Raw genomic sequence first — 10809 nt, forward strand, 5'->3', positions numbered from 1 at the left:
GCTATGGCATTGCAACGACAGGTTGAATTTCGTTTTCTGGCTGAACCGACCCATGTTAATTTTGGTGGCAAAGTGCATGGCGGTATGGTCATGAAGTGGATTGATCAGGTGGCCTATGCCTGTGCCGCCGGTTGGAGCGGGCTTTATTGCGTCACTGTATCCGTCGGCACCATCCGCTTTCGTCACCCTATTCTGGTCGGGCATCAGGTCGAGCTGGTCGCCCGTGTCGTCCAGACCGGCACCACCAGTATGCAGGTGCTGGTGCAGGTCAGCTCTTTTGACAGCAAAGGCGGCGCCAAACAGGAGACCAATCACTGCATTATCAGCTTTGTGGCGTTGGATGCACAGGGGCAGCCTGCACGGGTGCCGGCCTGGGTACCACAAACGGACGAAGACAGGTTTCTGGAGGCCTATGCCCGCAAAACCAAAGCCTTTTCGCAGGAAGTAGAGCAGGATATGCTGGATTTTTATTCGGGGAGAGACTGATGAAATACCTTATCGCATTTGTACTGAGTTGTGTCTGGGGTGTGCAGGCCGCTGAAGCTGTGTTGCACCCGAAACTGGAAGTGTTCCGGCCTTTTCTGGGCAGTTTCTGGCAAGGCGATCTGACGGAGCCGGGTAAAACCGAGCGAATGTTGGATAAATCCAGCTGGCAGCGGGTGTTAAACGGGCAGGCCATCAAAACGGTTCATTCGGTGAATGATGGCGCTTACGGTGGCGAAAGCATGATCTTCTGGGATGAAAAACGGCAAAGCCTGGTGTTTTATTATTTCACCACGGCAGGTTTTTATACGCATGGCACTATGTCGGTGGACGCTGCGACAGGGGCCATAGTGGCACTGGAACAGGTGGAAAATAATCAGCAGGGCATTACCCAGGTGCGTTCCCGTTCGCTGCTTCAAGGTGACAAGCTGACCGTGGAGTCGGAGTATCAGAAAAATGGCGAGTGGGTGAAAGGGCACAGCGCACAGTATCAGCGCACTGAACCCTCCGAGATTATTTTTCGCTGAGCGATTCTTCCATCGGTTCCAACTGGTAAATGTTGTCGATCTGGGACGGCGCGGAATAACTGACCTTTAAATCTTTTACCCGTCCGTTACGCAGGCTGTAAACCCAGCCATGCACAGTCAGTTCCTGACCCCGCTCCCAGGCATCCTGCACAAAACTGGTGTGACAGACATTCCGGGCCTGTTCGACCACATTCAACTCACAAAGACGATTCAGTCGGGTGGCTTCATTGTCGATGCCATCCAGTTCTTCACGGTGCAGCGCATACACATCTTTGATATTACGCAGCCAGTTGTCGACAAAACCTATCCGTTGTTTATTCATGGCTGCGGCAATACCACCACAGCCGTAGTGCCCGACGACCATAATGTGTTTGACTTTCAGTACATCAATGGCGAACTGCAACACGGACAGGCAGTTAATATCGGAATGCACCACCAGGTTGGCCACATTGCGGTGAACAAACAACTCACCCGGCAACAGACCGACTATTTCATTGGCTGGCACCCGGCTGTCTGAACAACCAATCCATAAATATTCTGGAGCCTGTTGTTCCGACAGTTGTTTAAAAAAGCCCGGAACTTCTTGCTCAATTCGATCCGCCCATTCTTTATTGTTGGCGAATAATTGTTTGATATCTGACATAGGCTCACCTTAGAAAAAAACTGCGCTACGATACCTGATCCCTCCAAGGGAAGAACCCCGACCAGCTTCGGATTCAGGCGGGATACAGAAAGCTGGTCGCATTATAGCCCCTGCATGTATCATAGGAAGAGAAAACTCTTGTACTTGGTTGTAAGCAAGGATTGTTGCGATGATGAAATTAAAAAAAGCGGTTATTCCTGTCGCAGGACTGGGCACCCGAATGTTACCTGCGACCAAAGCCATTCCAAAAGAAATGTTACCTGTGGTCGACAAACCATTAATTCAATATGTGGTGGAAGAAGCGGCGGCTGCCGGTATTACAGAAATTGTGCTGGTGACTCATTCCAGTAAAAATTCGATAGAAAACCATTTTGATACCAGCTTTGAACTGGAAACTCAGTTGGAAAAACGGGTCAAACGTTCTTTGTTGGACGAAGTCCGTTCCATTAACCCCAAACATGTGACTGTCATCTCTGTGCGCCAGCCCGTGGCTTTGGGGTTGGGGCATGCAGTGCTTTGTGCTGCGCCTGTGGTTGGCAATGAGCCTTTTGCGGTAATACTGCCGGATGTACTGATTGATAAATATCAGGCGGATCCACGCAAGCACAATTTAAAAGCCATGATAGAACGCTTTGAACAAACGGGCGCCAGTCAGATTATGGTTGAGCCTGTGCCGCAGACTGAAACCAATAAATATGGCATTGTTGATTTAAATGGTTGCGAGCTCGACGCCGGACAGTCGATTCAAATTAAAGATATGGTGGAAAAACCGGATCTGGATGAAGCACCATCCAATCTGGCTATTACCGGCCGTTATGTGTTGTCCGCGAATATATGGGATTTATTACGCCGGACCGCTCCTGGGGCAGGTGGCGAAATTCAGCTGACCGATGCTTTGCATTCATTGTTAGCCCTGGAAGCGATTGAGGCTTACCATATTCAGGGCAAATCTCATGATTGTGGTAGCAAAATTGGGTACTTAAAAGCCATTGTTGAATATGCCTTGCAAGACCCCATTTTAAAAGACGAGTTTGCCACTTTTTTGAAACAAAACCCGTGGTAGATTCTGGCCCTGAACACTGGACAACATATAAAAGTCATCTAGCTTTTTAATCAGTATCAGAAAATTTATCGCCATTTTTCTGAATATCTTTGTCTGAAAAGCAAAATATATTAGCTGCAGAAATATTTTTCGTAGTATTCTGCAGCAAGTTATTTAGTCGGAGGTTTAAATGTCTTTGTTATTGGATAAAAAAGAGCTTAAAAAAGCTGCTAAAGAAATCACGACCATCAAATTACAGGAAGTAATTGATACCTTAAATTCAGTCTTGGCTGAACGGCAAAAAGAAACGGAAGTGCTCGATCAGATCCGTGCTTTGGCAAAAGCTCAGGGGTTCACCCTGGAGCAACTGGGCTACAAGCTGGATGCTGAGGCCGCTGTATCAGCAGCAGTTCCGTCTGAGCCAGTAGGGAAACGCCCGGTCAAGCCAAAATTCAAAACCATCAATAAGGAAAGCCAGTTCTTTTATGTTGATGCAGGCAAATTGAATCTGTTAAAAACCCATACGATGAAACAGGGTTTATTAGACCGCGGTATCAAAGTGGTGCCGTTTCATAAAGTCGAAACCAAGTATGAAAAAGATGTGGAAGCACTGTTAGCAGACGCAGTGGTTCAGGCTGTTGAGAATTACAACGCCAAAGTGGATGTATGGAACCAATGGGCTCAGGCCAATGGGGACGAGCTGTTACAAAAGAAATAATCACAGCTGTTATATCTGGAAATAACAAGGCCCCTGTTCAGGGGCCTTGTTATTTTTGAGCGGAACAGCGTTATTGCTGTTGTGCATCCAATGATTGACCATTGACGTTTTGGCTGTCATCACTCATCAGATAAAGATAAACCGGCATAATGCTTTCTGCTGTCGGTAAACTCAATTGATCTTCGCCAGGGTATGCCCGGTTGCGCATTTTGGTGCGGGTTGCGCCCGGATTGATTGCATTGACCCGGATGTTTGAGCCTTCATATTCATCAGCCATCAGCTGCATTAAGCCTTCTGTGGCGAACTTGGAGACTGCATAAGGTCCCCAATAGGCCCGGCCTTTGCGGCCAACACCTGAGGATGTAAAGACAACAGAGGCATGAGGGGATTTTTTCAACACCGGCATCAGCGCCTGGCTGAGCAACATGGCGGAGGTCAGATTCACCTGCAGAATGTCATTCCAGCTGGCTAAATCAATGTGTTCAAACGGACTTAATACGCCGAGAATGCCTGCGTTATGTAACAGGCCGTCCAGCTTGCCAAATTCAGCCTCAATGGTGGCCGCCATATCTTTGTAGTGCCTGGCTGTGGCGCCTTTTAAATCGAGCGGCACAATAGCAGGCTCCGGGTGGCCGGCGGCGACGATTTCATCGTAGGTGGCTTCGAGTTTCTTTGTCGTTTTGCCAAGCAGTATCACCGTAGCGCCAAAGGCGGCATAGGTTTTGGCGGCGGCTTTGCCTATACCATCACCAGCTCCTGTGACCAGAATCACTTTCCCTGTCAGGGCATTTGCTGCGGCTTGATAAACAAACATAACTCTCTCTCAGACCTTAAAAAATGGCGGCAGCATACCTGCTCCGACAGATTTTTGCACCTTTCTTTGACCTCACCTATTTTGCGCTAGCGAATTTTTTTGGTTTGGGTTAAGTTTAACTGGTCGTAGCTGTTAAGGCTCGGATCACAAAAACAAAAAACGCACCAGAGCGGTGCGAAAACAAAAGATATACAGGACACGGGGAGATGATATGAAAAAGCTGTTGCTTAGCTTTGCCGTTGCCAGTGCTTTAGGCCTGACTGGTTGTGGTGGCGGTGAATCACTGGATGATATTAAAGAAGACACACAAACTGGCGGGGAGGTACTGAAACCTTTATCCCGCGTCGTATTTGACCCTTCAGCCGGAACTTTGTCTGTACCCAATGATTTGTTGTTGCAGGGCACCACAGATGGCACCTTATATATGCCGGGTGAAAAAAGCGCGGTGACTGGCGCGGCGCTGGCAGCCCCGAATTATGCAGACCCGTCAACGGCTTTAGGGGCTCTGGACGGTTGGTCAACCCAAAACCCGTTTTCCATCAGTTTAAGTTTTGCCAGTGGTGTTTCACTGGATGCTGCCACAGCCTCGATGCCGGGTTCTGTGATGCTGGTTGAAGCCGTGATGGGCGACCCGATGTCCAGCGACGCGGACTGCCGTGCCGTGCCCCGTGGTGTGGCCTGTAAAGCGGTGAAAAGCCTGACCTTTGGGGTGGATTACATCAGCAAAGCCAGCGGCAACAGCGTGGCTGTGATCCCGTTAAAACCGCTGAAGTCCAATACCACCTATCTGCTGGTTCTGACTGACCAGCTGAAAGATTCTGAAGGCCGTGCGGTAGCCGCGTCCACCACCTATGAGCTGGTGCGCCAGGATATCGCAACCAAGCCACTGGGCTCGGCGGCTCAACTGGCATTGCAGGGGGTGATTAACAGTTTTGAAAACGTGGTTGCCTCCCAGGGCATTGCCAAAGACAGCATTATTTACACTGCGGCTATCACGACCCAGTCGGTACAACCTGTGTTTAGTACCATCAAAGGCTTGATGGGGCAGACAGTTGGCACTGCGGCTTCGCCTGTGCTGAGCCTGACCAATACGGGAGCCGCTGTGTCTGATGTATTGTTCCCTGGTGTCAGCCTGACCCCGGCCGATCCACGGTTTGCCTTTAAGATGGCCCGTTTGTACACAGGCACAGTGAATCTGCCGTATTATCTGGGCACACCGACTGAAGCCAACCCAACGGCACCGCTGAATACCCGCTGGGTAGCACGTTGTGATTCTGGTGCTATGGTGGCAGCTTTGACAGCAGCGCAAAAAGCAGCGCTGGAAGCAGCAATCACCGACCCGGCTCAACTGGCCAATGATGCATTCTGTAATGCGGCCTCCAGTGGTGCCTTACGTGACTTTGGTGTTGATAAATTCCGCCATTTGACCAAGTTTAACCTGATCCCGAAAGTGAACTCGGTGCAGAACGTGCCGGTGCAGGTGACAGTGCCGGATGAAACCCTGGTGGCCGGTCTTGGTGTGACCAAACCTGCGGCGGGTTGGCCTGTGGTGATTTTGCAACACGGTATCACCTCACGCAAAGAAGATATGCTGGCCATTACCGGTGCGCTGTCTGCCCGCGGTTTTGCGACTATTGCCATCGACCATCCGCTGCACGGTGCACGGGGTTTTGGTCAGATGAACGCCACCACAGTGGATGCGACGGTGTATATGAACCTGTCTAACCTGCTGGTGACCCGTGATAACCTGCGTCAAAGTATTGCCGACATTCTGGGGTTGCGTCTGGGCATGAACTTCAATAACCAGCCTGGTTTGCTGAATACCCAGGACGTGCAGTTCCTTGGGATTTCCCTGGGGTCCATCAGCGGTGTTTCTGCGGTGGCTATGGCAAACAGCCCCACTGGCAGTGCTCAGTTAGATGCGTTGTATAAGATGCGTACTGCGGCCTTGTCAGTGCCTGGTGGTGCTGTGGCGAACTTCCTGCTGGAATCTGCAGCTTTTGCGCCCACTATTAAAGCCAGCGTGTTGTTAGGTGCCGGTGGTTCAACGGCTCAGGGCTTTACTGACTTCGCGACTGCTCAGGGCGGTTGTGGTGCAGCGTTAAAGGCACCCTTTGCAGCCTGCTTCAATCCATTTGTGCAGTATCTGACCAGCACTGGCAATACAGCGGCTGTGGCGGCGATGAATGCAGCCTTTACCCAGTTTGCCTTTGCGGCGCAGACAGTGACTGATTCTGGCGATCCAAATAACTTTGCCTCAACCTTTGTTGCCACTGCAACACCAGCTTATATCAACGAAGTGGTGGGTAATGGCGCCGACAGCCTGCCGGATCAGGTGATCCCCAATCAGGCGGCCGGCATGCCTCTGGCGGGAACTGAACCTTTAGCCCGTCTGTTGGGGGCCACAGCCGTCAACAATGTGGCAGGTTCTTACCCTGTGACCGGCACCTCGCTGAGCCGCTTTATTGCCGGTGAGCACGGTTCATTGCTGCGCCCTACAGTACAGGCGGTGACCACTGAGATGCAAACCCAGACCGTGAGTTTCTTCTTAAGCCGCGGTGCCGGGCTGAGCGTGGCTAATGGTGCTGTAATGGCTCCTGCCAACTAAACTTCTTTACCGACCAAGGCCCGGCTTTTGCCGGGCCTTTTCTTTTGCTGAATTCAGCCGCCGCAGGCTAGAATGCCCTTTTTTGCCTTGAGGAAAACCCGTGGAATTTTTGTATCACTATGGCCTGTTTCTGGCCAAAGCCGTCACTCTGGTGCTCTGTATCGCCTTTATTCTTATCCTGGTGATCAGCAGCCGACAAAAAGGCCAGAAAGCGGGCCTGGAATTCACCGACTTGTCGGCCGACTACAAAGAGCAGCAACTCGAAATCCAGCAGCAGTTGCTGGATAAAAAGGCCTTTAAGCAATGGAAAAAAAGCCAGCCTGATGACAAAGGGCGGACTGCGGAAAAACCGCGGCTTTTTGTGATTAATTTCAATGGCAGTATAGACGCGCACGAAGTGGAAGCGCTGCGCGAAGAAGTGACGGCTGTACTGGCGGTTGCCACGGCTGCAGATGAAGTGCTGGTCCGGCTGGAAAGCCCGGGCGGTGTGGTGCATGGTTATGGTTTAGCGGCATCTCAACTGGAGCGGCTGCGCCAACGCAACATCCCTCTGACTGTGGCGGTAGATAAAGTGGCTGCCAGCGGTGGTTATATGATGGCCTGTATTGCCAACAGCATTATTGCGGCCCCTTTTGCGATCGTCGGTTCTATCGGCGTCGTGGCTCAGCTGCCAAACTTCCATAAACTATTGAAAAAGAACCATATTGATGTTGAACAGTTCACCGCAGGTGAATTTAAACGTACCGTGACTGTGTTTGCCGAAAATACCGACAAAGGCCGGCAGAAGTTTCAGCAGGAGCTGGAGCAAACCCATCTGCTGTTTAAAGACTTTGTCGCCAGACACCGGCCTGTGCTGGATATAGACAAAGTGGCGACAGGGGAGCACTGGTTTGGTTACCAGGCTAAAGAGCTGCAGTTAGTCGACAAGCTACAGACCAGTGATGATTACCTGCTGGACAGTTACCAACACAAGCTGGTGGTGCAGGTCAGCTATCAACTGAAAGCCAAACTGGCAGAGCGTTTAGGTCTGGCAGCAGCGTCTGCTGTGCACAAAGCCTGGCTGAAGCTGGCCCAGCAGACAGGCTGGCACTGATGCAGCCCGAATTCTGGCATCAATGCTGGCAGCAACAACGCATTGGTTTTCATCAGACTGAGTTGCACCCGCTGTTACCGGTTTTGACGCAGCAATTGCGTTTAGTCGCACCAGTGCACACCTTTGTGCCTTTGTGCGGTAAAAGCCTGGATATGCTGTGGTGGCGCCAGTTTGGTCCTGTCGTCGGGGCTGAATTGTCTGAGCTGGCCTGTCAGCAGTTTTTTCAGGAGCAAGGCTGGCTGGCGCAGAGAGAGGCACATGGCTCACATCAAGTGTTCAGCGCTGAACAGATCCGGCTCTGGCAGGGCGATTTTTTTGCACTGCAGGCAGAGCAGCCAGGCCAGATTGAACTGATTTATGACAGGGCGGCGCTGATTGCGTTGCCTCAATCCATGCGGTTGGCCTACACACAACAGTTGAAGTTGTTGTGCCCCACGGCTTCGTTACTGCTGCTGACGCTGGAGTATCCGCAGGCCGAAATGCAAGGGCCGCCTTTTGCGGTGACTGATGCAGAAGTCAGGGACTTATTTGGCTTTGCATCTGAGATAGCGCTGCTGGCTGTGAGGGATCTGACCGGGCGGCCTTTCGCTCAGCGGCAATTCAGTGTCAGTCAGTTGAAGGAGCGGGCTTATCTGATCCGTTGGTAAAAAAAAGCCGGAGCACACTCCGGCTTTTGATCAGACAGGACAGCTTCAGGCTGACTTGCCGGCATCCGGGTTGTCATAAAGGTGCTGGTCAAACTGATTTTCACTTTTGCCTATCAGGCAGGACACCATGGCATCGCCGCTGATATTGACTGCAGTTCTGGTCATGTCCAGCAGACGGTCAACCCCGATAATCAGCGCAATACCTTCGACAGGCAAACCGACCTGTTGCAGCACCATCGCCAGCATAATCAAACCAACACCTGGCACACCGGCTGTACCAATAGAGGCCAGGGTTGCCGTCAGGATCACCATTAAATAGTCCGTAAACGTCAAATCCACCTGAAAGACCTGCGCAATAAAGACGGTGGCCACTCCCTGCATAATGGCGGTGCCATCCATATTGATGGTGGCCCCCAGTGGGATGGTGAAAGACGCGATGTTATTGCTGACCCCCAGTTTTTTGGTGGTCGTTTCCAGATTGACTGGAATAGTGGCATTGCTGCTGGACATACTGAAGGCGAACAAGGCCACATCTTTCATTTTGCGGAAAAACATCAGCGGATTTAAACGGCCTGCCAGCTGCAGAAACGCGCCATAGACAACAAAACCGTGAAACAACAGCACAAACAAAACAGTGCCAAAGTACCAGGCCAGACTGCTTAAATCAGACAAATCCAGCGTGGTAAATAACTTGGCCATCAGGAAAAATACCCCATAAGGAGCCAGCTCCATCATAAAACCGACCAGCTTCATCACGACTTCATTCAGGTCATTAAAAAAGTCCCGAACCCGGGCGCCAGCCTCCCCACTTAACGCAATGGCCAGGCCCATCAGTACCGCAAACACAATGATTTGCAGCATTTCGCCTTTAGCCATGGCTTCGACCGGGTTGCTCGGAAATATATTCAGGATCACTTCAACCAAAGAAGGCGCCTGCGCAACGCTGAAACTGGCATCGGATGTCATTTCAACGCCCGCACCAGGGGACACCAGCACGGCAAAAAATATCGCCAGTCCGATAGCTATGGCGGTGGTCAGGGTGTACAGACCCAGTGCTTTGCCGCCCAGCCGGCCTAAAGTGCCCCCGTCGCTCAACGAGCTGGTGCCGCAAACCAGCGACACAAACACCAGCGGCACTACCAGCATTTTCAGGCTGGCCATAAAAATCTGTCCGCCAATGTGGAAAATGCCATCGACGAAAAATGCTTTCAGGGCAATATCCAGCCCCAGCAGAGAAAACACTTTTTCCTCTGCGCCAGCCAACAGGCCTTTAAATGCTGCGCCAACCAGAACACCCAAAGCCATCGCAATCAGAATACGGGCCGTCAGACTGAGTTTTTTTGTGTTATTCATCAAGTGTAGAGTCCAGTACAGTCCAAAAAATGCCGCCTAGCCTAGCAGTTTGGCCAGTAAAAGAAAAACAGCAAATGCCGGAATAAAGCTAACCTGGGTCGAAATTCAGGGCTAAGCTTGAAGCAATACAATAAGTTAGTCGTTCAGGGAGATGGGATGATGAAGAGTGCTCGAGACTACCTGCTGCTGTTATTGCTTAGTCTTCAGGGGTGTGGTGGCGGTGGTGGTACCATCGGCAGTGACTCCCCGGGACAGCAGGAAGTGATCAGTATCAGCCTGAGTCTGAACACGGCGACCGGGCAAAGCAGTTCAGCCCTGAGCCTGGCACAACCATTGACTCTGCAGGCTCAACTGAGTTCTTCCACCGGCCGCTCTATGGCCGGTCAGGTCCTGACGTTTACGCTGTCGGACCCTCTGCTGGCAAAATTCGGCAATGATGCGGGCACAGCTCAGACCAACAGCACTGGAACAGCAAGCATAGGTGTCCTGGCTGGCAGTAAAAGTGGTGCGGGGATCATCACCGCCCGTTTGTCGGACAGTGTCAGTGCACAAATCAGTTTTGAGTCCGCCGGTGATGCGGATGACGAGGCCCCGACCTCTCCGGTTGGTTCGGTGCGGTTGGTGGCGCAGAATTTACAGCTGGGGTCAGGCGCCAGTGAAAAAATTGACTTATCCGCTTTGGTGCTGGACAGCAAAAATGTGCTGCAACCCGGTATCACAGTGCAATTCAGTGCAAGCTCAGGGGAACTGGAAATTGTCTCCGCCCTGACCGAAGCCGATGGCGTCGCGAAAGCCCGGCTCAGCAGCAGTTCCGATAAGAGCTTGCGCACTATTGACGTCACAGCCGCTGTCGGCACCAAAACATCCGCTGTGAAGGTCGA

11 protein-coding genes are annotated in these 10809 nt (G+C 51.5%); 8 read left to right on the plus strand and 3 right to left on the minus strand.

Going from position 1 to position 10809, the window contains the following annotated elements:
- The first annotated feature begins 3 nt into the window (after positions 1-3).
- Together WKJ04_RS11020 and WKJ04_RS11025 are read left to right on the plus strand one after the other, a co-directional pair.
- The gene (locus WKJ04_RS11020; RefSeq protein ID WP_337880471.1) at positions 4-486 is read left to right on the plus strand and encodes an acyl-CoA thioesterase; all 483 of its coding nucleotides are present in this window, start codon (positions 4-6) and stop codon (positions 484-486) included.
- Positions 486-1010: a hypothetical protein gene (locus tag WKJ04_RS11025; RefSeq protein ID WP_337880472.1), complete on the plus strand. Its 525-nt coding sequence runs from the start codon at positions 486-488 to the stop codon at positions 1008-1010. Before WKJ04_RS11020 ends, WKJ04_RS11025 begins: the two co-directional genes overlap by 1 nt.
- Here the strand turns inward: WKJ04_RS11025 and can are convergent.
- Complete coding sequence (can, locus tag WKJ04_RS11030; RefSeq protein WP_337840339.1) at positions 997-1653, minus strand: carbonate dehydratase; 657 nt, start codon at positions 1651-1653, stop codon at positions 997-999. The genes WKJ04_RS11025 and can overlap by 14 nt on opposite strands.
- A gap of 169 nt (positions 1654-1822) precedes the next feature.
- Between can and galU the strand changes: the two genes are divergently transcribed.
- The gene (gene galU, locus WKJ04_RS11035) at positions 1823-2716 is read left to right on the plus strand and encodes a UTP--glucose-1-phosphate uridylyltransferase GalU (RefSeq protein WP_337840338.1); all 894 of its coding nucleotides are present in this window, start codon (positions 1823-1825) and stop codon (positions 2714-2716) included.
- A gap of 169 nt (positions 2717-2885) precedes the next feature.
- Positions 2886-3413, plus strand: coding sequence for an H-NS histone family protein (locus tag WKJ04_RS11040; RefSeq protein WP_337840337.1), 528 nt, complete (start codon positions 2886-2888; stop codon positions 3411-3413).
- Between the two features lie 70 nt (positions 3414-3483).
- Here WKJ04_RS11040 and WKJ04_RS11045 read toward each other — a convergent pair whose 3' ends face one another.
- Complete coding sequence (locus tag WKJ04_RS11045; protein WP_337880473.1) at positions 3484-4227, minus strand: YciK family oxidoreductase; 744 nt, start codon at positions 4225-4227, stop codon at positions 3484-3486.
- A 211-nt stretch (positions 4228-4438) separates the two neighbouring features.
- Here WKJ04_RS11045 and WKJ04_RS11050 point away from each other — a divergent pair, with 211 nt between their 5' ends.
- The 3 genes from WKJ04_RS11050 to WKJ04_RS11060 all read left to right on the plus strand — a co-directional run bounded on the left by WKJ04_RS11050 (position 4439) and on the right by WKJ04_RS11060 (position 8575).
- Positions 4439-6835 (plus strand): VolA/Pla-1 family phospholipase, encoded by a 2397-nt coding sequence (locus WKJ04_RS11050; protein WP_337880474.1) that lies wholly within the window; start codon positions 4439-4441, stop codon positions 6833-6835.
- Between the two features lie 100 nt (positions 6836-6935).
- Entirely contained in the window at positions 6936-7928 is a 993-nt protein-coding gene (gene sohB, locus WKJ04_RS11055) for a protease SohB (RefSeq protein WP_337880475.1), read from the plus strand.
- The gene (locus WKJ04_RS11060) at positions 7928-8575 is read left to right on the plus strand and encodes a thiopurine S-methyltransferase (RefSeq protein ID WP_337880476.1); all 648 of its coding nucleotides are present in this window, start codon (positions 7928-7930) and stop codon (positions 8573-8575) included. Before sohB ends, WKJ04_RS11060 begins: the two co-directional genes overlap by 1 nt.
- A 45-nt stretch (positions 8576-8620) precedes the next feature.
- On the opposite strand, the gene WKJ04_RS11065 is transcribed toward WKJ04_RS11060, so the two are convergent.
- A complete protein-coding gene (locus tag WKJ04_RS11065; RefSeq protein WP_337880477.1) occupies positions 8621-9928 on the minus strand; it encodes a dicarboxylate/amino acid:cation symporter in 1308 nt (435 codons plus the stop codon).
- Positions 9929-10087: 159 nt separating this feature from the next.
- Here WKJ04_RS11065 and WKJ04_RS11070 point away from each other — a divergent pair.
- Positions 10088-10809: Ig-like domain-containing protein (locus WKJ04_RS11070; RefSeq protein WP_337880478.1), on the plus strand; the 722-nt coding region annotated here is incomplete at its 3' end.

The organism is Rheinheimera sp. (assembly GCF_037442345.1).
Lineage (GTDB): Bacteria > Pseudomonadota > Gammaproteobacteria > Enterobacterales > Alteromonadaceae > Pararheinheimera.

Excerpts from the sequence above, each read along its gene's own strand:
- WKJ04_RS11050 (WP_337880474.1), top strand. The coding sequence starts at position 4,439 with ATGAAAAAGCTGTTGCTTAGCTTTGCCGTTGCCAGTGCTTTAGGCCTG.
- galU (WP_337840338.1), top strand. The coding sequence starts at position 1,823 with ATGATGAAATTAAAAAAAGCGGTTATTCCTGTCGCAGGACTGGGCACC.
- WKJ04_RS11065 (WP_337880477.1), bottom strand. The coding sequence starts at position 9,928 with ATGAATAACACAAAAAAACTCAGTCTGACGGCCCGTATTCTGATTGCG.
- WKJ04_RS11020 (WP_337880471.1), top strand. The coding sequence starts at position 4 with ATGGCATTGCAACGACAGGTTGAATTTCGTTTTCTGGCTGAACCGACC.
- WKJ04_RS11060 (WP_337880476.1), top strand. The coding sequence starts at position 7,928 with ATGCAGCCCGAATTCTGGCATCAATGCTGGCAGCAACAACGCATTGGT.
- WKJ04_RS11040 (WP_337840337.1), top strand. The coding sequence starts at position 2,886 with ATGTCTTTGTTATTGGATAAAAAAGAGCTTAAAAAAGCTGCTAAAGAA.
- WKJ04_RS11045 (WP_337880473.1), bottom strand. The coding sequence starts at position 4,227 with ATGTTTGTTTATCAAGCCGCAGCAAATGCCCTGACAGGGAAAGTGATT.
- WKJ04_RS11025 (WP_337880472.1), top strand. The coding sequence starts at position 486 with ATGAAATACCTTATCGCATTTGTACTGAGTTGTGTCTGGGGTGTGCAG.
- can (WP_337840339.1), bottom strand. The coding sequence starts at position 1,653 with ATGTCAGATATCAAACAATTATTCGCCAACAATAAAGAATGGGCGGAT.